The sequence below is a fragment of the Hydrogenophaga sp. FG152 genome (genome assembly GCF_057809615.1).
In genome coordinates this window covers 153,694-176,534 of the sequence record NZ_JBMDKH010000012.1, presented here as the reverse complement: position 1 = coordinate 176,534, position 22,841 = coordinate 153,694, and the positions used below count along the sequence as shown (strand labels likewise).

Genomic DNA, 22,841 nt, shown 5'->3' with positions numbered 1-22,841 from the left:
CGCCAGTGCTAGCTTTTCGTACCGTCACTTATTGCACTGAAAACGAGGAGACCCCTACCGGGCTAGCGGCCTCAATCTGGTAACGGCTGCCGTCGTGTTGTGGAACACGGTCTATCTGGAACGGGCTGCGCACGCGCTGCGTGGCAACGGCCATGCCGTTGATGACGCGCTGTTGCAGTACCTGTCGCCGCTCGGTTGGGAGCACATCAACCTCACCGGCGATTACCTCTGGCGCAGCAGCGCCAAGATCGGCGCGGGCAAGTTCAGGCCGCTACGACCGCTGCAACCGGCTTAGCGTGCTTTATTTTCCGTTTTCTGAGGCGACCCCTTGACTGATCGGCTGGGAGGGAGGTGGATAGACTTCTGGTTTTTAGAACGTCGCTATGGTGTCAGCATGAAACTGAACGAAGAAAACGAACCGTTCTTCATCACCGAGGACATGGCCGCCGAGATGGCTGCTGCCGGCTACGAGTTCAAGCCTCCCGGCCATGCCAGAACGAAGAGCGTCCGCGACCTGTACGGATGGCAGCCTGGGGAGACTCTGGAGCAGGCCATTGCCCGTCAACAGCGAAGGCAGTGTTCATCCTCTTGATCTGAGTATGGCATTATTCATGGCATTAGTTGGTTGCCGTATTGTAAGTCATTGATATTTAACATGGTTTTGTGACTATAGATAATCGAGTGGGAATAAGCGTCGTCGCCAACGCCGCCCCCGAATGGAGGCGGCGATGCGACGCCTGGGCGCTCAGGCCGACACCCCATCGAGGCTCAAGGATTCGAGGGCTTCCTTCTCGATGTCGTGGTCGTAGAGCGATTTGCGCAACGTGGCGGAGTTCGCGATCTCCCGATCGCGCTGGCCCAGATCCGCGTACTTGGAGTCGTAGCGCATGCCGTTCTTGCGGGCCTCTGCCTGCACCATGGACGTGCGCGGGCGGCGCAGCGCCTCGTAGCGCTTGAGCGCGTCCTCCACGGAGCGGCCTTCGGCGCAGGTCTGCAGCAGAACGGCCAAGGCCGTGCCGTCTTCGATGGCCTGGTTCGCGCCCTGGCCCAGGTGGGGCAGCATGGGGTGGGCGGCATCGCCCAGCAATGCCAGGCGTCCATTCACCCATTGGCCCAGCGGCTTGCGGTCGTACAGGCCCCACCAGAAGCAGGTCTCCACCTTGTCCAGCAGGCCGGTCACGCGGGGATCCCATCCGGCGAACGAGGCGGCGAGTTCGTCGCGGTCGCCGATGGCGGACCAGGACTCGGCGGTCTCGCTGGTCGTCGGCACGAAGCCGACGTAGTTCACCAGTTCGCCACCGCGGACGGGAAACACCATGAAGTGCTTGCCATCGCCCATCCAGACCTGGTGCGCCTCGCGCCGCCACTCGGGGACCTTGTCCGCGGAGAGCAGGCCCCGGTACGCCCGGAAGCCAGCGTACTCGGGGGCGGACGGTTCGACGACGTGTTTCTGCAAGACCGAGTTGATGCCGTCGGCGGCGATCACGACATCGGCGGTCGCCACATGGCCGTTCTCGAAGACCAGGCGGGCGCCGTGCTCGTCCTGGCTGAAGTCGACGCACCGATGGCCGGTGTGGATCGAGCTTGATGGAAGCGCGTCCGCCAGCACCTTCAGGATGTCGGCCCTGTGCATGCCGTACATGCCGCTCCAGCCACTGGAGTCGGTGGTCAGGATCTTGCCCACGACCGTGCCGTCCATGCGGTAGTACTCGGACCCGGCGCCGACCTTGGCGCCCACGCGGGCGAGGGCATCGCCCAGGCCCATGCGCTCCAGCTGCCTCAGGCTGTTGGGGTAGACGAAGATGCCCGCACCGACCTCCCGCAACACGCCCGACTGTTCGTACACCGCGACGCTGATCCCCCGATGGCGCAGCGCGACCGCAGCGGCGAGACCGCCGATGCCACCGCCCACGACGGCCACATGAATACCCTTTGACATCACAACCGCTTTCATTTGGTGTTCTTGGACGCCGGGCCGAGCAACTCGCTGACGGCCCGGTACTCGTTGGTGATTTCTTCGGCAAGGGCCCTGGCTGAGCCCCATTCCTGCACGATTCCCGCCGGCAGCAGCTGCGCCGAGATGCTGGCGTTGCGGGCGACCTCTTCCAGGGCGGGGACGATCTTGTCGAGCACATCCTTGGGAACGCCAGCGGGCATGAAGAAACCGAACCACACGCCCAGAAGGTCGGCCTTGTAGCCCGCCTGGCGCAGCGTGGGTACGTTGGGAAACTCGGGGAAGGGCGAGGAGATGGCCAGGGCGCGCAACGCGCCGGTGCGCATATGGGCGCTGACCGCCCCCAGCGCCAGAACGACGGCGTCGATGTGGCCGCCGAGCAGGTCGGTGACGGCGGGTGCCGCGCCCTTGTAGTTCACGGAGCTCAACGAGGCGCCTGCGGCCGCGTTCATCAACTGCACGCTGATCTCGCCGACGGAGCCGGGACCGGCGTTGCCGATGCGGATGCCGTGGGCGCTCTTGGATGCTTGCTCGATCATCTCCTTCACGGTCTTGAAGGGCGCGTCCTTGTAGGTCACCAGCACCGAAGGGCTGCGGGTGGTCAAGGCCAGAGGCACGAGGTCCTTCAAGGGATCGTAGTTGGCGGCATCCGGTTCGATCACGCGCCGGATGGTCAGCGGGCTGTTCTGCGCGTAGAGCAGGGTGTAGCCGTCCTTGGGCGCACGGATGACGGATTGGGTGCCCAGGGAGCCCCCGGCACCGGGGCGGTTCGCCACCGTCACCGCGGTGCCCAGCAACCTCGAAAGCTCCTGCCCCATCAGGCGCGCGGCCCGATCCGCCGCATCGCCCGCGGCCAGCGGCGTCACCAGGTTGATGGGCATGCGGGGATAGTCGTTCGCACGCGAGAGGAGGGGGACCGCCAGCAGCGGTGCGATGCCTAGAAGTTGTCGTCTCTTTATCATGGTTGGGCGCTCTGGAAAGTTGGGGGAGCCTGCCCGGCGCTCCCCTGGTCGGGTGAGGCATCGGAACAGCCAGCGAATTCTGTCGACAGGGCCGTTCTGAAGCAATGCGGTTTTGCGCATTGCGCAATAATGCGCCCATGACCGACGCCCAACGATCGCACCCGCGCGATTTCATCGCGTCCCTGGAGAAGGGGCTGAAGGTCTTGCTTTGCTTCGAGCGCAAGCACGCCAAGCTGAACCTGTCTGAAGTGGCGCGTCTCACGGGTTACACACCGGCCACGGCGCGCCGGCTTCTGCTGACGCTGCACGAACTCGACTACCTGCACAGCGATGGCAAACGTTTCTGGGTGGCGCCGCGCACCCTGCTGCTGGCCAGGTCGTACCTCATGTCGAGGCCGGCGCCCCAGGTGGCGCAACCGGTGCTCGACAAGCTGGCCGATCGCACGCGCCAATCCGCTTCGCTGGGCTTGCTGCTGGACCACGAGGTTCTGATCATTGCCAGGTCCACGGGTCGGCGCACGCTGTCGACCGGGCTGGGCATTGGGTCGCGCCTGCCGGCTTTCTGCTCCGCACTGGGCCGGGCGGTGCTGTCGACGCTGCCCCGCGAGGACGTGGTGAGCTACCTCGCCACCACACCCCTGGACCCCTGGACGCCGAAGACGGTGCAGGACATCGCCTCCGCGACGGGCCAGGTGGAGCATTGCCGGACCTTCGGTTGGGCCGAGTGCGACGAAGAGCTGGAGCTGGGCGTGCGCTCCATCGCGGTGCCGATCTCCAGCATCTCCGACAAGACGATCGCCGCAGTGAGCCTGTCGGTGCGCGCGGAGCGGATGTCGATGGAAGCCTTTCGGGCCGCGCACCTGGCCGCGATCCGGGAAGCCAGGGACGAGCTGAGGGCGACGGTGACCTTCGATTGAGCCCGGCGCCGTCAGGGCGCCGTCAAACGGTCCAGCAGGCGGTCGAGGGCCTGCCGGTAGTCCGCCTGCAGGGCCTGGGCCCGCTTGGGATCGCCGTGGGCCGAGGCCAGGGCCAAGCCGCTGCCGTGGGCATGGTCCACCAGCACGTCGCGCCACAGGTCGGGCTCGGCCGTGATCTGCGCCAGCAGCAGGCCCAGGCGATCGGTGATCTGGCGCGTCACCCCGGCAAAGGCCTCCGGCGTGGCGAAGATGGCCAGCGTCAGTTGCGGATGGCGGCCCACGGCGCCGTGGTAGCGGGTCAGGATCGCCTGCAGATCTGCTCGAGGGGCGGCCAGCCCTGGCGCACCCTCCAGCACCTCGGCATACACGCGGTCCGACAGCGCCCGCAGCAGCCCGGCATGGTTCTCCACGTGGTGGTAGAGGCTCATCGGCGTGACGCCCAGCCGCGTGGCCAGAGCGCGCATCGTCAGGCCTTGCCCACCGCTTTCATCGAGCAGAGCCAGCGCCTCCGTCAGGATGTGGTCGCGGGCCACCCCCGTCCCCTGGGCCGGGCGTCCCCGTGGTCGGTTCATGGGGCGAGCCGGTAGGTGGATTGCACGAGGCCGGAAGGAAAGCTGCGGCTGGCCACCAGGCGCCAGGCCACGTCCTGTGCCAACGCGCCGAACAGCGGCCTTCCCGACCCGATCAGCACAGGGACCGTGGTGACCACCATGTCGGCGATCAAACCCTCGCGCAGGAAAGACTGCACCACCTGCCCACCATCCACATAGACCCGGCGCACATTCTGTTCGGCCAGGTGCTTCATCGCGTCCCGGGGCGCAAGGCTGGAGAAGCGGACCTTGCCCTCCAGCGCCTCGGGCACGGGCGCGTCGGCCAACCGCTGGGACAGCACCAGCACGGGTCGGTCGTAGGGCCAGGTGTCGAAGCTCAGCGCCTTTTCGAAGCTGCCCCGGCCCATCACGACAACCTCCTTGTCAGCGATGAACGCGGTGTAGCCGTGGTCCTCGGCGGGATCGTCGCGTTGCAGCAGCCAGTCGATGTCGCCGTCCTGGCGCGCGATGAAGCCGTCCAGGCTGGTGGCGATGAAAACGTGTGCGGTGGTCATTCGGCGTCCTTATTTGTACGGCGTATATTATTGTCCGGACACGGATCGAACACAAGGCACACCCTCACCGGTCCTGGCCCACCCCCGTCAGGTGACCGACGTCCACGATGTACATCTGCCGGCCTTCCCCGTGCACCGAGTCGATGCAGATCTGGCTGCCGTCCCGGCTCCAGCGCGGATGCAGGTCGCAGCGGTTTTCCTTGCTCAGGGTCGGGTCCGCGTGGAAGGAGCCCAGGTCGTGGCGGGCGCCGGTCTGCATGTCGTAGAGGAACAGGACCCGCTCGTGCGTGCGCGCGTCCGGGTAGGTGTCGCTCAGCAGCCAGCGGTCGTCCACCGGCGAGAAGGTCATGTGGCCGTTCTCTGTCAGCACGTGGCGCCCGACCACCTGCACCGCGCCGCCCTCGGCGTCGTCGTACAGGTGGTAGTGGATCTCGCCGGCATGTGGCCCCCACACGATGACCTGGCGGTCGTTGCGCCACAGCGGGTGCGAGATCTGGTACTCGGATTTCTCGTAGTCGAAGGTGCCCACGGCGCTGGGGTCGAAGGCTTCGTCCAGTTGCGGCAGGGGGTGGTCCGAGCACTCCAGCAGCCGCATGCCGCTGCCATCGGGGTTCATGGTGATCAGGCGGTGGAGGAAGCAGGTCTCGTCCTTGATCCGCTCGGTCCAGCGGTGCAGGAAGAGCACGCGCGTGGACGAGGGATTGACCTCGATGTGGCTGACCCAGTGGATGGCCTTGTCCATCGATGGCTTCGGATGGAATTCGCGCAGCTGCCGGTAGCTCACCAGCAGGCGCGATTCGCCCGTCGCCAGGTCCATGCGGTGGATGCCGTCCTCGGCTGGGGCCAGTGGCAGGTCGAAGGGGGCGCCCGGCTCGCTGTAGCCGATGGTCTCGTGGGTGAGGTAGAGCCGGCGGTAGTCCACGCACAGGGCGTAGCGGCTGTCCGGCGCCACGACGTAGACCGGCAGCGGCAGGCTGCGCCGCTCGCCGGTGTCGGCATCGAGGATGACCGCACCGAAGTGGGGGTAGCGGGCCTTGGCGTCGGTGGTTCTCACGTTGTAGATCAGCTGGCGCCCGCCCAGGCCATCCAGCCATTGCAGCTGGCTGCCCATCTGCCAGTTCCAGGCGCGGGTGCGATCGAGCTCGCGGAATCGCGCACCCTCCTGCAGGTCGAAATAGCCGATCCCGGCCTCCAGCGCGGGCGTGAGCGGTGCGTCTTTGAACGGCACCTGCTGCGCCAGCAGGTAGCGGCCGCCGCGGTGCCAGTTGCTCTTGTTGTAGTAGCCAAAAAAGTAATGCTGGTCGGTTGACCCGACCCGGCGCACCGCGCAGGGTGCCTGCGGGTTGCTCGTCATTCGGCCACCAGCTTCGCTTTGTCGATGATGCCGTCCCAGCGCTGTTTCTCGGCCGCGACGAAGCGGGTGGCCGCCTCGCGGGTGTTGGCCACGGGCGTCATGCCTTGCGCGGCCAGCGCCTGCGTGAACGCCGGTGAGGAGACGATGGCCCGGATGTCGTTGCTCAGCTTGTTCGCCAGCGCATCCGGCACCTGGGCTCCCACGGCCACCGTGGTCCAGGAGGTCGCGAGGAACCCCGGGATGGCGGCTTCCGCCACGGTGGGCACGTCGGGCAGGGCCGGAGAACGGGTCTTGCCCGTGACGGCCAGCGCCTTCAGCCGGCCGTTGCGCACGTGGGCCAGCACGGTGGGCGGGTTTTCGAACATGAGCTGGATCTGCCCGCCCATCAAGTCGTTCAACGCGGCGGAACTCCCCTTGTAGGCGACGTGGGTCATGGGCACCTCGGCCGAGGCCTTGAACAGCTCGCCGATCATGTGCACGGACGACCCCACGCCCGCTGAGCCGAAGTTGAGCGCGTCGGGCGACTTGCGGCCCAGGGCAATCAGCGACTTCAGGTCCGTCACGGCCAGCGCTTCATTGGCCACCACCACATGCGGCATTTCCGCCAGGATGGTCAGCACCTTGAAGTCGGTGGCGGGGTTGTAGGGCAGCTTCCTGTACACGCCATAGGTGGCATGCAGGCCAATGGAGCCAAGCATCAGCGTGTAGCCATCGGGGGGTGCGTCGACCACCGCCTTGCCGCCGATGTGCCCGCCGGCGCCGGGCCGGTTTTCCACGACCACGGACTGCTTGTAGAGCTTGCCCAGGTGGTCGGCGAGCAGTCGCCCCTGCACGTCGGAGCTGCCGCCGGCCGTGAACGGCACGATGATGCGGATGGGGCGGTTCGGGAAGTCCTGCGCCCCGGCGGTGCCGGCCAGCGGGCCGAGGGCCAGGGCCGCCAGGCCGGCGGCGGCGAGGGTGCGGCGAGGGATGCGGGTGGTCATGGATGGTGCTCCTGTGAGGGCCCTCGGGGTGGGGCCTGGGAGAAAGTCTAGGGATCGGGCATCATTCCGAATAATTCATTCTTGCGAGTACGCCATGCGATGCTGGTATAGGGTGAAACCGACACCCCAGCCATGCCAAGACCCCTCAATTTCCGCGAAATCGAAGCCTTCCGCGCCGTCATGCAGACCGGCACCACCACGGCCGCGGCCGCCGTGCTCAACACCACCCAGCCCTCCGTCAGCCGCCTGTTGTCCCAGGTCGGCATGGCCACCGGCCTCAAGCTGTTCGACCACACCAAGGGCCGGCTGGTGCCCACCAAGGAGGCGAGGGAGCTGTTCGACTTCGTGCAGCGCCAGTTCCTGGGCCTGGACCGGGTGGAGCAGCATGTGGCCCAGCTGCGCAAGTCCGGCTCCGGTTCGCTGCGCATCGGCTGCACGCCCGCGCTGGGCCTCAGCGTGCTGCCGCGCGTCATCGGCGAGTTCTGCCGGCGCCACCCGCACGCGCATGTGGACCTGCAGACCACCAGCGCCCACCAGTTGCGCGAAGGCCTGCTGCACGGGAACTTCGATGCCGTGCTGTCCACGGCCGCCCAGGCCCATCCCGAGCTGGACGGCACCGTGCTGCATCAGGCCCCGATGGTGTGCGTGATGCCGCCGGGCCATGCGCTGGCCCAGCGGCCGCGCGTGCATGTGCGCGACCTGAAAGGGCAGTCCTTGCTCACCCTGAACGCCGACGACGAATCGCAGGTCCAGGTCCAGCGCCTGCTGCAGGCGCACGGGGTGGACGTCAGCGCGCGGGTGGCCACCAGCTACTCGTTCACCATCTGCCTGATGGCCGCCGAGGGGGCGGGCATCGGCATCGTGAACCCCTACGTGGCTTCGGTGTTTGCGCGGGACTTGCACGTGGCGCCCCTCGCGCCGCGTTGCCCTGTGCAGGTGCTCATGGCCTACCCGCAGCACGTCAGCCGCTCTCGGATGACCGAAGAGTTCACGGGCCTGATGGTGGCCGATCTGCAGAGATTTCCTCGAGGTTGACGCCGCCAACGCCTCAGGCCGAATCGCGCAGCACGAGTTCGAAAGGCAGTTCGACATTGCGGCCCGCCTCGGCCGCCTCGGCACCGTTCAGCCGGCCGATGAGCAGCTCGGCCGCCATGCGGCCGATCGACAGCTCGGATCGGCGCACCGTGGTCAAGGGCGGCTGCAGCAACTGGGCCACGGGAATGTCATCGAAGCCCGCCACGGCCACGTCTTCGGGAATGCGCCGCCCCGCCGCGCGCAAGGCCGACATGGCACCGATGGCCAGCAGGTCGTTGGCGGCAAAGACGGCGCTGCAGCGGAAGTCGCCGCCCGCGAGTTCGGCCACCATCGCGCGCGCACCAGCGGCCTGGGTGAAGTCATCGGCGGCGATGGTGCGGGCCGTCAGCCCGGCCTGCCGCATGGCCGCCCGAAAGCCGCGCTGCCGCTGCGCGCCCGGGCCCAGCGGGGCGGACAGCAGGGCGATGCGCCGGTGGCCCTTGTCGATCAGGGTCTGCGTCATGGCCTGCGCCGCCGCCGCGTTGTTGATGTAGAGCTTGTCGATGGTGCGCGATGGCTTGTGCGCCTGGCTTTCGATCTGCACCACGGCCACGCGCCCACGCGTGGCCTTCAGCAGCTCGGTTTCCTGCACGTGGAAGAACACCGCCATCACGCCGTCCACATGCCCCTGCGACAGCCATTGCAGCGCCCGCTGCTCGCGCTCGGGCGTGCCGTCGGTGTCGAAGATCATGGTGTCGTAACCCGCCGCATCGGCGGCGGACTGGAAGCCGCGGATCAGGGCCGGATAGGTCGGGTTCGTGATGTCGGGAACGATGCAGGCCAGCGTGCGCGTGCGCGCGGACTGCAGGTTGCGGGCCATGCGGTTGGGCACGTAGCCGAGCCGCCTGGCCGCTTCCTGGATGCGTTCGCGTGCCTCCGCCGACACGGTGGACGGCTCCACGCCGTTGAGCACCAGGGACACGGAGGTTTGCGACAGGCCGGTTGCCTGCGCAATGTCGCGCTGCGTCGGCCGTTTCTGGGGAGCCGCAGGCGCTGACGGGCCATTCTTGGGCTTCTTCATGTTGGGTTGCCATCCATAATGCTTGTTGCCATTTTTGCACGCCATTCCCCATGAACCTTTCGCGCCGCGCATTCGCTCTTTCGGGCATGGGGGCGGCTTCGCTCGCCGCGATGCCGCTCGGTGTGGCCCAGGCGCGCGCGCACCCGCTCACCGTGCTGGTGGCGCAACCCGCCGGCGGCGTGACCGATGCCTTCGCCCGCGCCGTGGCCCCCGCGCTGGGCCGGGGGCTCGGGCGCGCCGCGGTGGTGGAGAACGTCACCGGCGCCAGTGGCTCCATCGCCGCCAACCGCCTGCTGGCGGCCGCGCGCGACGGCTCCACGCTCTTCATCGGGTCGCCCTCCGAGACCGTGCTGGCGCCGCTCACGCTGCGCGCCGTCCGTTACAAGCCCACGGACTTTCGCCTGTTGGGCCTGGTCAACGATTCGCCGCTGGCGCTGTACGCGCGCACCGACCTGCCGGCCAACAACCTGGACGAGCTCGTGGCCCTGGCGCGCCAGGGTGGCGAGCGGCCCATGAGCTATGGCAGCACGGGGCAGGGCTCGCTGTTCCACCTCGTGACGGAGCGGCTGTTGTCCAGCGCCGGCATCCAGGCCACGCACGTGCCTTACCGTGGCGGCATGCCCATGCTGGCCGATCTGCGCAGCGGCGCCATCGATTTCACGGTGCTGCCCGTGGACGCCTTGCTGGGCAGCCTGGTGGCCGATGGCCGCATGAAGGTGCTGGGTGTGATGTCCGCGCAGCGGCTGGACCGGTTCCCCAACGCCGCGACTTTCGACGAAAGCCGGCTCGCGCCCGAGGTGGGCCACCCCAGCATCTGGGTGGGCGTGCTCGTGCCCGCCGCGATGGATGAAGACCTCAGCGCGCGCCTGCACCGCGTTGTCGTGGAGGCGCTGGGCAGCGCGGACGTGGGCCAGGCCGTGCAGGCCGTCGGCGGGCGTGTGCCACCCCGCATGTCGCTGCCGGAGGCCGCGCGCTTCTACGCGGCCGACACCGTGAAGTTGCAGGCCCTGGCCCAGGCCGCGCGCGTGAAACCTCTGTAAACGTCGAACCCGTTTCAACGGGCGGCGCACCGCGCGCCGGTCGATCGGTTGAACCCCAGACATAATACGTATTACAATCCAGGCCGACCCTGTCTCTCGCAGGGCAGGGAGGGTTTTGCTTCATGAACCACCGGGCTTCGCCTTGAGCACCGTCTCGTCAGAACTGCCGATCTCCGAGCCGACGCAGCGCGTGCATCCCACGGTGCGCCTGGACTACGGCCTGCGCATCGGCGGGCATGGCTTCTGTGCCGCCGTGGCGCTGTCGGTGCTGCAGCTGCGGCCCATCGCCGCCGGCACCCTCGCGTTGATCTGCACGATTGCCGTGCTGTGGCCGCACCTGGCGTATGCGATCGCCAGCCGCTCGCGCGACAGCAAGGGCGCCGAGCAGCGCAACCTGCTGGTGGACAGTTTCCTGATGGGCGTGTTCACTTTGCTCACCGGCCTCGATCTGTGGATCGGCGTGGTCTCGTTCACCGCCATCAACGCGGCCAACCTGAGCATCGGCGGGCTGCGCCTGGGGCTGATGGGCGCCGGGTGCTTTGTGCTCGGCGTGCTGGTGGCGGGGGCGGGCGCGGGCTTCGAGGTGCTGCCGGTGTCGCTGCTGGCGCAGGCCATGACGGCGCTGGCCGTGGTGGCCTACACCGCCGCGTTCGGCCTGGCTTCCCACTTCCAGACGCGCCAGGCCATCGGCGCCAAGCGCGAGCTTCGTGCGCGCAACGAGGTCATCGAGCAACAGAAGCGGGACCTGGAGCTGTCGCGGCTGGCGGCCGAGCAGGCGAGGGAGCAGGCCGAGGCCGCCAACCTCACCAAGAGCGCGTTCCTGGCGAACATGAGCCACGAGCTGCGCACGCCGCTCAACGCCGTCATCGGCTACACCGAGATGCTGGAGGAAGACTTCTCCGACCGGGGTGAACTCGATGCCGAGCTGGCCGACCTGGGCCGCATCAAGGGCGCTGCGCGGCACCTGCTGCAGATGATCAACGACGTGCTCGACCTCTCGAAGATCGAGGCCGGAAAGATCGAACTGCACGTCGTGTCCTTCGAGCTGGCCGAGCTGCTGGACCAGGTGGTCTCGACCACCCAGCCCCTGCTGGCCACCAACCGCAACACCTTGCAGGTGCATTGCGCGCAGGGCCTGGGCCGCATGCAGTCCGACCTGACCAAGCTGCGGCAGGTGCTGATCAACCTGGTGTCGAACGCGGCCAAGTTCACCCAGGACGGCCGCATCCTCATCGAAACCACCCGCGGGCTGGACGAAGAGGGCGGCGCCCTGGTGGTGTTCGAGGTCCGGGACACCGGCATCGGCATGACCCCTTCGCAACTGGGCCGCCTGTTCCAGCCTTTCGTGCAGGCCGATGCCGAGACCACGCGCAAGTACGGCGGCACCGGCCTGGGCCTGGCCATCAGCCGCCGCCTGTGCCGGCTGATGGGAGGCGACGTGACCGCCACCAGCACCCCGGGCGAGGGCAGCCTGTTCCGCGCGACCGTGGTCGCCCGCCTGCCTCTGGCCGAAACCTCCGCCACGGATTGACCCACAAGCACTGGAGACGCCCATGCCCAGGATCCTGCTGGTCGAGGACAACGAGCTCAACCGCGACATGCTGTCGCGGCGGCTGCTGCGGCGCGGCCACGAGGTGGTGATGGCCTTCGATGGCTCGCACGCCCTGAGCACCGCGGCGAGCACCCGGCCGGCGCTGATCCTGATGGACATGAGTCTGCCCGTCATGGACGGTTGGGAGGCCACGCGCCGCCTCAAGGCCCACCCAGAGCTGGGCGCGATTCCGGTGATCGCGCTCACCGCGCACGCCATGGAAGGGGACCGCCAGCGCGCGCTGGACGCCGGTTGCGACGACTTCGACACCAAGCCGATCGAACTCGACCGCCTGCTGGGCAAGATCGACGCGCTGCTGGCGCGGATCGAGGGGCCGCTGTGACGATGGCGCTGCCGGGCCTGCCCGAGCCCCGGCGCCTGTACGGCGGGGTGCGCGTGAACTACCCGGTGCGCATCGGCGCGCACCTGGCCGCCGGCCTGCTGCTCGGCTCGGTCTTTGCGATGCAGCCGCCGGCCACGCTGTGGTGGGCGCTGGCGGTCATGCTGACATGGCCCCACATCGCCTACTGGCTGAGCTGCCGTTCCAGCGACAGCCGGCGCAGCGAGATGCGCGCCTTGCTGATCGACTCTTTCCTGATCGGTGTCTATGGCGGGCTCTCGGGCCTGAACCCCTGGATCATCGTCGCGCTGGGCGGCGCCATGCACGCGTCCAACCTCGGCTCGGGCGGCGGTCGCCACGCGGTGCGTGGTGTGGTGGCCATGGTGATCGGCATCGCGGCGGGCGCGGCCGCGAACGGCTTCGAGTTCCGCCCCGACACCTCGCTGATGACGATCGCACTGTCGGCCGTGGCCGCGGCGATCTACCTCTCGCTGTTCGGGCACGCGATCTACGCCGAATCCCAGCGCACCGCCCGCACGCGCGCGGCGCTGGAAGAGCGCAACCGCGAGATCGAGGCCCAGGCCGTGCACCTCGAACAGGCGCGGGAGGAAGCCGAACAGGCCAACAAGGCCAAGAGCGCCTTTCTGGCGAACATGAGCCACGAGCTGCGCACACCGCTCAACGCCGTGATCGGCTATGCCGAGCTGCTCGAAGAAGAGCTGGCCGACAGCACGACCCCCGAGGCCCGCGCCGACCTCGGCCGCATCACGCGGTCGGCCAAGGACCTGCTGGCGATGATCAACGCGGTGCTCGACCTGACGAGGCTGGACGCCAACCGGATCCGGCTCAACCTGGAGGAGGCCGACCTGCGCGGCCTGCTGTCCTCCGTCGAGGCGGCCGTGCAGCCGCTGCTGAGCGCCAACGGCAACCGCCTGCAGGTGGACGTGCAGCCCGGCCTGGTGCTGGTGCATGCGGACGCGCTGCGCCTGCGGCAGGTGCTGATCGCGCTGGTGTCCAACGCCGCGAAGTTCACGGCGCAGGGTCAGGTTCTGCTGCGCGTCTTCACGCGCGAGTGCGAGCCTGGCGCGCCCATGCTGCGCTTCGAGGTGGAAGACACCGGCATCGGCCTGAGCGCCGAAGAGATCGGCCAGTTGTTCCAACCCTTCCTGCAGGCCGACGAAGGCACCACGCGCGCCTTCGGCGGCAGTGGCCTGGGGCTGGTGATCAGCCGCCGCCTGTGCCGCCTGATGGGGGGCGACATCGAGGTCACCAGCACACCGGGCCAGGGGTCGTGCTTCACCGCCTGGCTGCCCCAGCCGGTCCCGCCACCGGAGCACGGCGCATGAGCCGCCTCGAGTGCCCGGCGGAACCGGCCCAGCTGCCGGCGCTGCTGGCCCTGGTGACGGACCTGTGCCAGCGCGAGCGCATCGACGACGCCACCTGCCACGACCTTCAGCTCATCGTCGAAGAGGCCTGCGTCAACGTCATGCACCACGCCTATCCCGCAGGGCAGGCCGGTCCGCTCGCGCTGGAGGCGCGCGTCGTGCAGGACGGTGTTTCCCGCCGCATCGTGCTCACCCTGGAAGACCAGGGCCGGCCCTTCGACCCCATGTCTGTCGCGCCCCCGGACACCACGGCCGCCGCCGAGTCCCGTGCGCCCGGTGGCCTGGGCGTGCACCTGATCCGGCAGCTCTCGCACCGCCAGCGCTACCAGCGCCACCCGCGCCTGGGCAACGTCTTCACCATCGAAAAAGACCTGGTGCCGCCCGCACCCCACCGACCCCTGGAGAACCGCTTGCAGATCACCCTCACACCCCACGACACGATCGCCGTGCTGGCCATCACGGGCAGCATCGACAGCCTCAACGCCGACGAGCTGGCTCAGCGTTTCGCGCAGGCCATGGACCAGGGCCATGTGCGCCTGGTGGCCGACTTCTCGCTGGTGAACTACACCAGCAGCGCCGGCCTGAGGTCCTTGCTGGGCGCGGTGAAAAGTTGCCGCCTCGCCGGTGGCGACCTGCGCGTGGCCGCCGTGCAGCCCCAGGTGAACCGGGTGCTGGAGATCGCCGGTTTCACCAGCATCCTGAACATCTTCCCCGACGTGCGCCAAGCGGTGGACAGCTTCAAGGAGGCCGCATGACGCCGCGCGCCGCGCCATCGACGCAGGGCCCGGCGGTCACGCTGGTGATCGGTTCGGGCAGCGTCAAGTGCGCCGCCGCCATCGGCGTGGTCAAGGCGCTGGCCGATGCCGGCATCGGCATCGAGCGCGTGGTCGGCTGCAGCGGCGGCGCGCTGTTCGCGGCCGGGGTGGCGATGGGGTTCGACGCCGCGAAGATGGCCGACATCACCGTGCGCACCTGGACCCGCAAGATCACCTCCAGGCGCAACCACATGGGCTTTCTGCGCCTGCTGGCGCCCCGGCTGTTCGGCTTCCGGCCCGACAGCTTCGGCCTGCGCGACGACGCCCCGATGCTCGCCGCCTTTCGCGCCGTCTTCGGGCAACAGCGCATCGAGGACACGCCCATCCCGCTGCACATCACCGCCACCGATTTCCTGAACGGTGAGCTGGTGGACATCACGCGCGGCGACCTGGTCGAGGCGATCCGCGCCAGCGCCTCGCTGCCGCTGGCGTTCGCGCCGGTGAAGCTGGGCGACCGGCTGCTGATCGATGGCTACATGGCCGACCCGCTGCCGGTCAGCGTGGCGATGAAGAACGGCGGCCGCGTGATCGTGGCGGTGGGCTTCGAAAGCCCGTACCAGAACAACATCCGCAGCGCGGGGCGTTTCGCGGCGCAGCTCAGCGCCATCCTCGCGAACAACCTGCTCAAGTCGCGCCTGGCCTTCCAGAGCGCGGCCCACCATTCCGAGATGATCCTGATCCTGCCGGAGTTCAAGCAGCGCGTGGGCCTGTTCGACACCGCCAAGGTGCCGTACCTGATCGAAGAGGGCGAGCAGGCCGCCTTGCAGCAGCTGCCGTACCTCCATGCCTTGCTCGACGCGGAGCGCCAACGCCGTGAACCCCTCGCGGCCTGAGCCGCAGGCGCCGCTGGAGCGGCCGATGCGCATCCTGGTGGTCGACGACCTGGCGCTCAACCGCGACCTGCTGGCGCGCCGCATCCAGCGCCTGGGCCATGAGGCGGGCATTGCCGTCAACGGGCGCGATGCGCTGGACCAGCTCGAGCGGCAGGACTGGGACCTGGTGCTGCTGGACATCACCATGCCCGAGATGGACGGCTACGAAACCCTGAGCCGCATCCGGGCCAGCCCGCAGTCGGCGCAACTGCCCGTGGTGATGGTCTCGGCCATCGACGAGACCGAAAGCGTCGTGCGCTGCCTGGAGCTGGGCGCCGACGACTACCTGCCCAAGCCTTTCAACCCGGTGGTGCTGCAGGCGCGCATCGAGTCCTCGCTGGCCAAGAAGCGCCTGCAGGACCACAGGAGCCAGCTGCTGCAGGCCCTGTCGCGCGAGCTGCAGATCGGCCAGCGCATCCAGCTGGGCTTTCTGCCGATGGCATTGCCGTGCCTGCCGGGCTGGTCGCTGGGCGCGAGCTGCACGCCGGCCCGACAGGTCGGCGGCGATTTCTACGACGCCTACGCGCTGCCCGGGGGCGCGCTCGCCTGCGTGGTGGCCGACGTGTGCGACAAGGGCGTGGGCGCCGCGCTCTACATGGCGTTGTTTCGCACACTGCTGCGCGCCATGGCCACCCAGGCGGCGCCCGATGAGCCGCTGCCGCAGACGCTGGTGCGCAGCGTGGCCTTCGTCAACGACTACATCGCCACCGTGCATGGGCACGAGAACATGTTCGCCACCGTGTTCTTCGCGCTGCTGGAGCCGGGGAGCGGGCGCATGCACTACCTCAATGCCGGCCATGAGGCGCCCTATGTCCAGCAGGCACCCGGTGAAGCCCCGGTGCGCCTGGACACCACCGGCCCGGCCGTGGGGCTGGAGGCCGGCCGGCGCTGCACCGTGCAGACCCTCACTCTGCGGCCCGGCGCCCGGCTGCTCGTGTACACCGACGGCGCCAGCGACGCGCTCGGCGCGTCGGGGCCGTTGGGCGAAGCGGCCCTGGGGCAGGTGCTGACCCGCGAAACCGGCTCGGCGCAGGCCCTGGTCGATGCCGTGCGCGCGCGGCTGGCGGCCCACGTGGGCAGCTTCGAGCCGCACGACGACGTGACGCTCTTCGGCCTGGCGCGCGAAACCATGGAAGAGGTCGGCCCATGACGCCCACCGCAAGGCCGCCCGTCTTCGTGCGCCGCGTGCGCACCGAAGACTCGCAAACCATGCAGGGCTTCGTGCTGGGACTCAGCGGGTCCTCGCGCCGCAACCGCTTCCACGGCAGCGTGAACGGCGCCTCGCCCAAGCTGATCGCCTACCTCGTCAACGCCGACGGCGTGCGGCACGCGGCCTGGGTGGCCTGCATCTGGGGCCCGGACGGCGAGGAAATCATCGGCGAGGCGGGCTGGTTCGTCGTCGATGCCGAACAAGGCAGCGCCGAGCTGGCCCTGAGCGTGCTCGACGGCTGGCAGGGCTCCGGGGTGGCCAGCCGCCTGATGACCACCCTCATCGCCGGCGCGCGCGAGGCCGGTCTGCGCCATCTTTACGGCGACGTGCTCGACATCAACCTGCGCATGCTCGCCTTCATGCGCAAGCACGGCCTGGAGGCCGGTTTCGACGAGCCGCCCGACCGGGGCGTCGAGCGGGTCAGCTGTCTGCTGACCTGAGGTCTGCCGGCCGCCCTGGGTGTGCATTTGCAAACGAAGGTGATATTCTGCGACAGGCTGTGTCAGGGGACCCCGGCGGCCGGGATCCCCGTGACTTCCAGTGCCTGAGGAGGGACGCGGAATGTCGATCGAATACACCTTCACACCGTACGGCACGATTCAGATCCAGTGTGGACGGGACTGGATCGAAGTGAAGCTCCCCGGTGGCGGCGATGGCGGGGGCAGCGCCAAACCCAGCCCCGCCGCCAGCCCGGCCCCCGCGCCCTCGCCGGTGGCATCCCCCTCGCCACCACCGCCCAGGCCGCCCGCACCCGAACCGGCCACGCCGCCGGGGGTGATGTTCATCGAATCCAGCACGCAGGAGCCGTTCGACGCGCGCGAGCTCTTCGTGGTCGAGGTCGCCGGCATCGAGCGCTGGAAGCTTGCCGAATTCAAGGGCCTGGACCCGGAGAGCCTGCAGCGCCTGGTGCGCCAGCGGGTGACGCGCGTGAAGCCCCTGCGCTTCGGCGCGATCACGGTGCTGGACGTGGACGTCGGCACCCTGTCGTCGCCCGACGCCAGCCATGAGCTGGGCCGGCTGCAGAAGCTGCTGAAGGAGCCGGACCTGGGCCTGGACGTGCTGCGCTTCTGGCACAACGATCCGCTGGAGTAGGGCGCCATGGCCGCCGCCGATCCCTATGTCGTCGCCAAGGCCAGCCTGCGCGACAACGTCAAGACGCTGATCGCTGTGTTCGGCGGCATCGCCGGCGTGCTGCTGGCCGGTGCGCCGTTTTCCGGCTACGGCTCGCTCGAACTGTTCAGCCCGCGCTGGATCGTGGCCTCGCTGGCCTTGCTCGTGTCGTTGCTGCTGCTGGGCTGGTCCGTGCGCCGCCTGCTGTTCGTGCTCACGCCCGATCTGGCGTACACCAACCTGCTGATCGACACCACCCAGGACCCCGAGATCCTCGCCGTGCAGGCCGAGTTCGCGCGGCGCAAGGACGAGCTGCTGCCCAAGCGCAACCCCAACGACCCGAACAGCCCGCGCATCGATTCGGTGAGCCGCCTGATCGAAGAGAAGCGCATGGCCTGGGAGCACTACCAGGCCGACACCACGAAGGTCGATCGCAAGGAGGAGTACGACCGCCTGGCCGACGCGCTGGCGGCCGTCAACCACTGGAGCGCGTTCACGCGCCTGCATGTGCGCGTGTCCAGAGGCATCGATACCGTCTTCTGGGCCGGCCTGGCGGCGATCATCTCCATCGCCGTGTTCGCGGTGGCCTCCAACGCGCCGAAGAAGGAGGCGGCCAGCGCGCCCACGGTCTACGTGGTGCTGCCGTCGAGCCCCTCGCCGGTGGGGGCGGCCGACCCCTTGCCGGTGCTGCCGCCGGTGCTCTTCGCGACCGGCAAGGCCGAGCTCTCGCGGCAGGCCGTGGCGGACATCGACAAGGCCCGCGACCACCTGCGTGCGCACCCCGACGTGGGTGTCCTGATCGTGGCCCACACCGACACGGTCGGGGGCGATGCGCTCAACGACGCGCTCGCGATGCGCCGCGCCCGCAGCGTGGCCGAGCTGCTGCGCGAGCAGGGCGGCATTGGCGCGGCCCGCATCTTCGTGGCCCCGCTGGCGAAGAAAGACCTTCCGGCGCTGACGGCGCAGGACACCGAGAACCCGGCCAACCGGACCGTCCAGATGATCCTCATCCCCTTGCCCCCCCAGCGCCCGCGATGAGCCGCGCGATCGACCGTCCGCTCGGCCTGCTGCGCTCCTTCCTCGTGTACCGCGCCATCCCCTGGCGCGGCGCGCAGCTGCGGCGCTTCTACCGCCGCTTCCTGCCGGTGGGTGGTCTGGCGTTCGACGTCGGCGCCCATGCCGGCAACCGCGTGGCGGCGTTCCGCCAGCTCGGCGCGCGCGTGGTCGCGCTGGAGCCGCAGCCCGATTTCGTGCGGCTGCTCGGGCGCCGCTTCGGTCACGATGCGCAGGTGGCGCTGCTGCCGCAGGCCCTGGGTCGCGCGCCCGGCGAAGCCCGCCTGATGGCCAGCCCGCGCACGCCCACCGTGGCCACGCTTTCCACCGATTTTGTGCGGCGCGCGGGCGCGGCACCGTCGTTCCGCGGTGTGCGCTGGGAAGCCGGGCCACTCGTGCCCGTGACCACGCTGGACGCGCTGATTGCCACCCATGGGCGACCCGACTTCGTGAAGATCGATGTAGAGGGTTTCGAGCTGGAGGTGCTCATGGGCCTGAGCCAGCCCCTGCCGGCGCTGTCCTTCGAGTTCGTGCCGGCCGTGCGCGACGTGGCGCTGGGCTGCATCGACCGGCTCGAAGCCCTGGCCGGGCCCGGGCGCTACCGTTATGCGGCGTCGCTGGGCGAGCGGCAGCACCTGCTCCAGCCCGAAGGCGAGGTTGCCGAGGCGATGCGCGGCTGGCTGTGCGCCTTGCCGGCGGACGCGCCCTCGGGCGACGTGCACGCCTGGCTCGTGGCCTGAGCCGCCTCAGGACCCGGTGTGCGGCGCGCTGCTCGCGGGCGCGCCCACGTGCTCGAAGCCTTGCACCTCGTGTGCCCCGGGCGCGTTGAACACCGCCAGCAGCACCTCGGTCAGCCGCTGCATCGGCCCCAGCGCCTCCGCCGGCGGCGTGAGGCCGGGCGCGAAGCCGTTGCCCAGCAGGCGCTGCAGCAGGGCGCGGTCCTCGCTGATCACGTGCACCGGCACGTCCCACGACACCGCGGGCCCGCTCACCAGCGCGGGCGGCTGGTGGTCGCCCACCACCACCATCACCAGCGGTCGCGCCGAGCGCTGCTTCAGGTAGTCCGCCAGCCAGGCGTGCTGGTAGCGCAGGCTCTCCAGGTAGGGCGGCAGGGGCTCGCGCACCGCCAGCGGCGCCGCCTGCGCGGCCAGGGCCTGCGCTGCGCCGTAGGTCTGGGGGCCGGTGCGCAGCGAGCCGCCCGGCACGAAGGGCGCGAGCGGGTGAAACGGCGCGTGCGTGCTGGTGGTCGGAAACACCACGAAGCGCGGCGCGCGATCCGTGGTGGGCGCGAGTTCCTGCGTGTGCAGCAGCGCCAGCGCCGCCTGGTCGGGAATGCGCCAGTAGCCGAAGTCGGGTCCGGTGTAGCCCATGTCGGCGTCCTTCGCGAGGCGGTCGAAGCCGTAGAAGGCGCCCTCGGGCCAGGGGCGCTTGAGGCCGGGCATCCAGCCCACGGTGCGGTAGCCATGGCGCGCGAAATGGCGCACCAGCGTGGGCCGGTCGCTGGCGAGCAGCAGGTCGTGGTCGCCCGGGTCGCTGGTGTCCACGCCGGCCAGCAGCGCGGCGTGCGACAGCCACGAGGCACCGCCGAAGGTGGGCGCGGTGACGCGCGCGCTGACCACGGTGCGGCCGCCGGCGTGGATGGCTCCGTCCAGCGCTGCGCGCGCCGCCACCAGCCCGGCGGCCTGCTCGGGCCGGTCGAAGCTCACCGTGCCATAGGACTCGGCGAACACCAGCAGCACGTCCGCCGGGCCGCGTGGCCCCATCAGGCCGGAGAGATCGCCGTCGAAGGCCGGGCCCGCGCCCAGCACCGACTCGGCCGAGGCCGGCCGGGCCACGCGCGCCAGCAACTGGCCCTGGTGCACGAGCGTGGGTGTGAGCGGCAGCGAGAAGAACCAGCGGGTGTCGCGCTCACCTGGCACGTAGGCGGCGAAACTGAGCGTGCACGCGGCCACGGCGGCCAGCAGCCAGGGCCGGGGGCGCTCCCAAGCCAGGCACCGCGCCAGCACCAAGATCGCGTGGCGCACCAGGCCCACCAGCAGCACCGCGCCCAGCAGCAGCGCCAGCGCCAGGCCCAGCAGCTGCCAAGCGGGCAGGGTCTGGGCGGCCAGCCGCAGCAGTTCGGCGGCGTGGCGCCCGTCCCAATACACATTGACCGGTCGGCCCAGCACGGCCGGGGCCGTCACGTCCGCGTAACGCACCAGCACCAGGAAGACGAAGCCAAGGGACAACGCGGTGGCCGCGCGCGCCGAGAGCCGGCCGCGCCAGAGCACCCAGCCCATCAGCGCCACCACGGCCAGGCACAGCTCGAACGACAGGCGCGGCATGGTGCGCACGCCGAAACCCGGCCAGCGGTTCTCGAAGGTCCACAGCGCGTTGAGCAGCGCGAACGCCAGGCCGAAGCGCAGCAGCCACGGCAACCACCGCGGCGGCGCGGCGCGCGCGCCGCTCACTGGCGCACCGCTTCGAACTCGATGATCAGCGGCACCTCGTCACCGACCCAGCCGTTGGACACCGCGTAGTTCATGCCGTAGGCGCTGCGCTTGAAGCTGCCGCGCGCGGACACGCCCATGGTGTAGGGCTTGCGCAGCGGGCCGCCCATGGGCGACTCGGCGCTCTTGTTCCAGGTGGCCTGCAGCGTGAGGGGTTGCGACTTGCCCAGCAGCTCCAGTTGGCCGCTGATCTCGAAGTTGCGCTCGCTGGTGCGTTTGGCGCTGCTGGCGGTGAACACCATGCGCGGGAACTCGCCGCTGTTCAGGAAGTCGGGGCCCTTCAGATGCTCGTCGCGCTTGCGCTGGTTGCTGAAGACGCTGGCCGTCTCCACCTCGATGCGCACGTCCGACAACGTGGCCGTGGCCTCGTCGAAGCGGTAGCTGCCGCGCGCCGAGCGGAACATGCCCAGCACCTTGGCGTAGCCGATGTGGTCCACCAGGAACGCGATGGTGATGTGGTCCGGGTCCAGCTCGTACTTGGCCGCCTGGGCGTGCGCGGGCGCGGCGGCCAGCAGCTGGGCGCACAGCGCCAGTGGCAGGAGGAGGGAAGAAAAGGAGAAAGCAGAAGTGCGCATGGCTCAGGTCTCCGTGAGGGTGGGGCGCTGCCGCGCCAGGGTCCGGATGTCGACGGCGAACGAAAGGCTCAGCAAGGCCAGGCTGAAAGCGGCCAGCGAGGCCGCCAGCCAGGGTGGCACGATGGGCCCCAGGCAGATGATGAGCGCGGTGATCTGCACCACGCACACCGTCTGGCGGCGCTTGCTCGGCGGCAGGGCGCCGGCCAGCCAGGGCCAGGGCTTCGAGGCGCCCACGAAGGCATAGCGCATCAACCCCGACGCCAGCACCCAGGGCCCGGCCTGGCCGGCCTGCAGCACCAGCGCGCACAGCACCAGGGTGAACGCCGCGTCGGTCTCCATGTCGAAACGGGCGCCGAAGGCGCTGGCCAGGCCGCTGCGCCGGGCCAGCGCGCCGTCCACCGCATCGAGCAGGGCCGTGGTGGTGGCGATCACCACCAGCCACCAGGCCGCTGGGGCCATTGAAGCCAGGGGCGGGCGGGGCAGGGCCTCGCCCACCAGGGCCGCGAGCAGGGCCATTGAGCCCAGCCGCACCAGGGTCACGCGATTGGCGGGGCCGAAACGCGGATGCGGGTGGTGGGCCAGGGCGCGCCACACCAGCCAGGCGCCCAGGCCATACACCAGCCAGGTCTTGGCCATGTAGTCCAGGCCCAGGCCGCCCGCCGCGCCCAGCGCGCTGGCGAGCGCGCCCACCAGGGCCGCCACCACCGCCAGATCGCGCGCGGCGTCACGCCGCAGGCCGGCAAGGCCCGGGGCTGGGGCGAGGGAGGCTCCGGTGGTCTTCATGGTGGGCGGTTCCGGCGATCATGGCATGCGCCTCCTTCCGACACCACATTCGCCGATTCGTTCACCGGCGCCATGGCGGCGGCGCAGCGGTTGAAGCCGATGCCGAAGAAATCGGCCGAGACGGCGTTCACGGGGTCGGGCACCACCAGGGGCAGGCAGTGGTGTCGGCGATGATGGGTCAAACTACGCCCACCCCGCCGACACCACC

General features: G+C 69.5%; 25 protein-coding genes and 1 pseudogene. 15 read left to right on the top strand and 11 right to left on the bottom strand.

The window, feature by feature from the left end; translation table 11 throughout:
- Nucleotides 1-55: 55 nt before the first annotated feature.
- A pseudogene (locus tag ACODTB_RS15910) lies at nt 56-295 on the top strand (Tn3 family transposase); the annotation flags it as partial.
- 99 nt (nt 296-394) lie between these two features.
- On the top strand, nt 395-592 hold the full coding sequence (locus ACODTB_RS15905) for a hypothetical protein (RefSeq protein ID WP_063570105.1): 198 nt from the start codon (nt 395-397) through the stop codon (nt 590-592).
- Nucleotides 593-745: 153 nt separating this feature from the next.
- Here the strand turns inward: ACODTB_RS15905 and ACODTB_RS15900 are convergent, their stop codons facing one another.
- Both ACODTB_RS15900 and ACODTB_RS15895 read right to left on the bottom strand, forming a co-directional pair.
- Nucleotides 746-1,939 (bottom strand): FAD-dependent monooxygenase, encoded by a 1,194-nt coding sequence (locus ACODTB_RS15900; RefSeq protein ID WP_488929467.1) that lies wholly within the window; start codon nt 1,937-1,939, stop codon nt 746-748.
- A gap of 11 nt (nt 1,940-1,950) precedes the next feature.
- Complete coding sequence (locus ACODTB_RS15895) at nt 1,951-2,835, bottom strand: tripartite tricarboxylate transporter substrate binding protein (protein ID WP_291117225.1); 885 nt, start codon at nt 2,833-2,835, stop codon at nt 1,951-1,953.
- Nucleotides 2,836-3,053: 218 nt separating this feature from the next.
- Here ACODTB_RS15895 and ACODTB_RS15890 point away from each other — a divergent pair, with 218 nt between their 5' ends.
- Nucleotides 3,054-3,833: an IclR family transcriptional regulator domain-containing protein gene (locus ACODTB_RS15890; protein ID WP_291117224.1), complete on the top strand. Its 780-nt coding sequence runs from the start codon at nt 3,054-3,056 to the stop codon at nt 3,831-3,833.
- An 11-nt stretch (nt 3,834-3,844) separates the two neighbouring features.
- Here ACODTB_RS15890 and ACODTB_RS15885 read toward each other — a convergent pair whose 3' ends face one another.
- From ACODTB_RS15885 to ACODTB_RS15870, 4 genes are all read right to left on the bottom strand, one after another.
- Nucleotides 3,845-4,405, bottom strand: coding sequence for a TetR/AcrR family transcriptional regulator (locus tag ACODTB_RS15885; protein ID WP_291117221.1), 561 nt, complete (start codon nt 4,403-4,405; stop codon nt 3,845-3,847).
- Nucleotides 4,402-4,938: a dihydrofolate reductase family protein gene (locus ACODTB_RS15880; protein ID WP_291117218.1), complete on the bottom strand. Its 537-nt coding sequence runs from the start codon at nt 4,936-4,938 to the stop codon at nt 4,402-4,404. The genes ACODTB_RS15885 and ACODTB_RS15880 overlap by 4 nt, the downstream gene beginning before the upstream one ends.
- Nucleotides 4,939-5,002: 64 nt before the next feature.
- Nucleotides 5,003-6,292: a TolB-like translocation protein gene (locus ACODTB_RS15875; protein WP_291117215.1), complete on the bottom strand. Its 1,290-nt coding sequence runs from the start codon at nt 6,290-6,292 to the stop codon at nt 5,003-5,005.
- Nucleotides 6,289-7,275, bottom strand: a complete 987-nt coding sequence (locus ACODTB_RS15870; RefSeq protein WP_291117212.1) for a Bug family tripartite tricarboxylate transporter substrate binding protein — start codon at nt 7,273-7,275, stop codon at nt 6,289-6,291. Before ACODTB_RS15870 ends, ACODTB_RS15875 begins: the two co-directional genes overlap by 4 nt.
- Before the next feature lie 132 nt (nt 7,276-7,407).
- On the opposite strand from ACODTB_RS15870, the gene ACODTB_RS15865 reads away from it, so the two are divergent.
- Nucleotides 7,408-8,310, top strand: a complete 903-nt coding sequence (locus ACODTB_RS15865) for a LysR substrate-binding domain-containing protein (protein ID WP_291117209.1) — start codon at nt 7,408-7,410, stop codon at nt 8,308-8,310.
- Between the two features lie 13 nt (nt 8,311-8,323).
- Here the strand turns inward: ACODTB_RS15865 and ACODTB_RS15860 are convergent, their stop codons facing one another.
- On the bottom strand, nt 8,324-9,370 hold the full coding sequence (locus ACODTB_RS15860) for a LacI family DNA-binding transcriptional regulator (RefSeq protein WP_291117206.1): 1,047 nt from the start codon (nt 9,368-9,370) through the stop codon (nt 8,324-8,326).
- 50 nt (nt 9,371-9,420) lie between these two features.
- Here ACODTB_RS15860 and ACODTB_RS15855 point away from each other — a divergent pair, with 50 nt between their 5' ends.
- From ACODTB_RS15855 to ACODTB_RS15805, 11 genes are all read left to right on the top strand, one after another.
- The gene (locus ACODTB_RS15855; protein ID WP_291117203.1) at nt 9,421-10,410 is read left to right on the top strand and encodes a Bug family tripartite tricarboxylate transporter substrate binding protein; all 990 of its coding nucleotides are present in this window, start codon (nt 9,421-9,423) and stop codon (nt 10,408-10,410) included.
- A 142-nt stretch (nt 10,411-10,552) separates the two neighbouring features.
- The gene (locus ACODTB_RS15850) at nt 10,553-11,941 is read left to right on the top strand and encodes an ATP-binding protein (RefSeq protein ID WP_291117200.1); all 1,389 of its coding nucleotides are present in this window, start codon (nt 10,553-10,555) and stop codon (nt 11,939-11,941) included.
- A gap of 22 nt (nt 11,942-11,963) precedes the next feature.
- Nucleotides 11,964-12,344 (top strand): response regulator, encoded by a 381-nt coding sequence (locus ACODTB_RS15845; protein ID WP_291117197.1) that lies wholly within the window; start codon nt 11,964-11,966, stop codon nt 12,342-12,344.
- A gap of 2 nt (nt 12,345-12,346) precedes the next feature.
- Complete coding sequence (locus tag ACODTB_RS15840) at nt 12,347-13,687, top strand: ATP-binding protein (RefSeq protein ID WP_291117241.1); 1,341 nt, start codon at nt 12,347-12,349, stop codon at nt 13,685-13,687.
- Nucleotides 13,684-14,481, top strand: a complete 798-nt coding sequence (locus ACODTB_RS15835) for an anti-sigma factor antagonist (protein ID WP_291117194.1) — start codon at nt 13,684-13,686, stop codon at nt 14,479-14,481. The genes ACODTB_RS15840 and ACODTB_RS15835 overlap by 4 nt, the downstream gene beginning before the upstream one ends.
- Nucleotides 14,478-15,374: a patatin-like phospholipase family protein gene (locus tag ACODTB_RS15830; RefSeq protein WP_291117191.1), complete on the top strand. Its 897-nt coding sequence runs from the start codon at nt 14,478-14,480 to the stop codon at nt 15,372-15,374. The genes ACODTB_RS15835 and ACODTB_RS15830 overlap by 4 nt, the downstream gene beginning before the upstream one ends.
- Nucleotides 15,355-16,563 (top strand): PP2C family protein-serine/threonine phosphatase, encoded by a 1,209-nt coding sequence (locus ACODTB_RS15825; RefSeq protein WP_291117189.1) that lies wholly within the window; start codon nt 15,355-15,357, stop codon nt 16,561-16,563. Before ACODTB_RS15830 ends, ACODTB_RS15825 begins: the two co-directional genes overlap by 20 nt.
- Nucleotides 16,560-17,063, top strand: coding sequence for a GNAT family N-acetyltransferase (locus ACODTB_RS15820; RefSeq protein ID WP_291117186.1), 504 nt, complete (start codon nt 16,560-16,562; stop codon nt 17,061-17,063). The genes ACODTB_RS15825 and ACODTB_RS15820 overlap by 4 nt, the downstream gene beginning before the upstream one ends.
- 121 nt (nt 17,064-17,184) lie before the next feature.
- A complete protein-coding gene (locus tag ACODTB_RS15815; RefSeq protein WP_291117183.1) occupies nt 17,185-17,715 on the top strand; it encodes a hypothetical protein in 531 nt (176 codons plus the stop codon).
- A gap of 6 nt (nt 17,716-17,721) precedes the next feature.
- Entirely contained in the window at nt 17,722-18,771 is a 1,050-nt protein-coding gene (locus ACODTB_RS15810) for an OmpA family protein (RefSeq protein WP_291117181.1), read from the top strand.
- On the top strand, nt 18,768-19,526 hold the full coding sequence (locus ACODTB_RS15805; protein WP_291117178.1) for an FkbM family methyltransferase: 759 nt from the start codon (nt 18,768-18,770) through the stop codon (nt 19,524-19,526). The genes ACODTB_RS15810 and ACODTB_RS15805 overlap by 4 nt, the downstream gene beginning before the upstream one ends.
- A gap of 6 nt (nt 19,527-19,532) precedes the next feature.
- Here the strand turns inward: ACODTB_RS15805 and ACODTB_RS15800 are convergent, their stop codons facing one another.
- Genes ACODTB_RS15800 through ACODTB_RS15785 form a run of 4 tightly spaced genes read right to left on the bottom strand, consistent with a single transcriptional unit; the run spans nt 19,533 to nt 22,764 of the window.
- Nucleotides 19,533-21,236 carry a sulfatase-like hydrolase/transferase gene (locus tag ACODTB_RS15800; RefSeq protein ID WP_291117175.1) on the bottom strand — a complete coding sequence of 568 codons (1,704 nt, stop codon included), beginning with the start codon at nt 21,234-21,236 and terminating at the stop codon, nt 19,533-19,535.
- Nucleotides 21,233-21,850 (bottom strand): YceI family protein, encoded by a 618-nt coding sequence (locus ACODTB_RS15795; protein WP_291117172.1) that lies wholly within the window; start codon nt 21,848-21,850, stop codon nt 21,233-21,235. The genes ACODTB_RS15800 and ACODTB_RS15795 overlap by 4 nt, the downstream gene beginning before the upstream one ends.
- 3 nt (nt 21,851-21,853) lie before the next feature.
- Nucleotides 21,854-22,633: a CDP-alcohol phosphatidyltransferase family protein gene (locus ACODTB_RS15790; protein ID WP_291117169.1), complete on the bottom strand. Its 780-nt coding sequence runs from the start codon at nt 22,631-22,633 to the stop codon at nt 21,854-21,856.
- Complete coding sequence (locus ACODTB_RS15785) at nt 22,630-22,764, bottom strand: hypothetical protein (RefSeq protein WP_488929473.1); 135 nt, start codon at nt 22,762-22,764, stop codon at nt 22,630-22,632. Before ACODTB_RS15785 ends, ACODTB_RS15790 begins: the two co-directional genes overlap by 4 nt.
- Nucleotides 22,765-22,841 lie beyond the last annotated feature (77 nt).

Bases quoted from the DNA above. Each gene is read 5' to 3' on its own strand.
- ACODTB_RS15905 (WP_063570105.1), top strand. From the start codon at position 395: ATGAAACTGAACGAAGAAAACGAACCGTTCTTCATCACCGAGGACATG.
- ACODTB_RS15900 (WP_488929467.1), bottom strand. From the start codon at position 1,939: ATGTCAAAGGGTATTCATGTGGCCGTCGTGGGCGGTGGCATCGGCGGT.
- ACODTB_RS15895 (WP_291117225.1), bottom strand. From the start codon at position 2,835: ATGCCCATCAACCTGGTGACGCCGCTGGCCGCGGGCGATGCGGCGGAT.
- ACODTB_RS15890 (WP_291117224.1), top strand. From the start codon at position 3,054: ATGACCGACGCCCAACGATCGCACCCGCGCGATTTCATCGCGTCCCTG.
- ACODTB_RS15885 (WP_291117221.1), bottom strand. From the start codon at position 4,405: ATGAACCGACCACGGGGACGCCCGGCCCAGGGGACGGGGGTGGCCCGC.
- ACODTB_RS15880 (WP_291117218.1), bottom strand. From the start codon at position 4,938: ATGACCACCGCACACGTTTTCATCGCCACCAGCCTGGACGGCTTCATC.
- ACODTB_RS15875 (WP_291117215.1), bottom strand. From the start codon at position 6,292: ATGACGAGCAACCCGCAGGCACCCTGCGCGGTGCGCCGGGTCGGGTCA.
- ACODTB_RS15870 (WP_291117212.1), bottom strand. From the start codon at position 7,275: ATGACCACCCGCATCCCTCGCCGCACCCTCGCCGCCGCCGGCCTGGCG.
- ACODTB_RS15865 (WP_291117209.1), top strand. From the start codon at position 7,408: ATGCCAAGACCCCTCAATTTCCGCGAAATCGAAGCCTTCCGCGCCGTC.
- ACODTB_RS15860 (WP_291117206.1), bottom strand. From the start codon at position 9,370: ATGAAGAAGCCCAAGAATGGCCCGTCAGCGCCTGCGGCTCCCCAGAAA.
- ACODTB_RS15855 (WP_291117203.1), top strand. From the start codon at position 9,421: ATGAACCTTTCGCGCCGCGCATTCGCTCTTTCGGGCATGGGGGCGGCT.
- ACODTB_RS15845 (WP_291117197.1), top strand. From the start codon at position 11,964: ATGCCCAGGATCCTGCTGGTCGAGGACAACGAGCTCAACCGCGACATG.
- ACODTB_RS15840 (WP_291117241.1), top strand. From the start codon at position 12,347: ATGGCGCTGCCGGGCCTGCCCGAGCCCCGGCGCCTGTACGGCGGGGTG.
- ACODTB_RS15835 (WP_291117194.1), top strand. From the start codon at position 13,684: ATGAGCCGCCTCGAGTGCCCGGCGGAACCGGCCCAGCTGCCGGCGCTG.
- ACODTB_RS15830 (WP_291117191.1), top strand. From the start codon at position 14,478: ATGACGCCGCGCGCCGCGCCATCGACGCAGGGCCCGGCGGTCACGCTG.
- ACODTB_RS15820 (WP_291117186.1), top strand. From the start codon at position 16,560: ATGACGCCCACCGCAAGGCCGCCCGTCTTCGTGCGCCGCGTGCGCACC.
- ACODTB_RS15815 (WP_291117183.1), top strand. From the start codon at position 17,185: ATGTCGATCGAATACACCTTCACACCGTACGGCACGATTCAGATCCAG.
- ACODTB_RS15810 (WP_291117181.1), top strand. From the start codon at position 17,722: ATGGCCGCCGCCGATCCCTATGTCGTCGCCAAGGCCAGCCTGCGCGAC.
- ACODTB_RS15805 (WP_291117178.1), top strand. From the start codon at position 18,768: ATGAGCCGCGCGATCGACCGTCCGCTCGGCCTGCTGCGCTCCTTCCTC.
- ACODTB_RS15795 (WP_291117172.1), bottom strand. From the start codon at position 21,850: ATGCGCACTTCTGCTTTCTCCTTTTCTTCCCTCCTCCTGCCACTGGCG.
- ACODTB_RS15790 (WP_291117169.1), bottom strand. From the start codon at position 22,633: ATGAAGACCACCGGAGCCTCCCTCGCCCCAGCCCCGGGCCTTGCCGGC.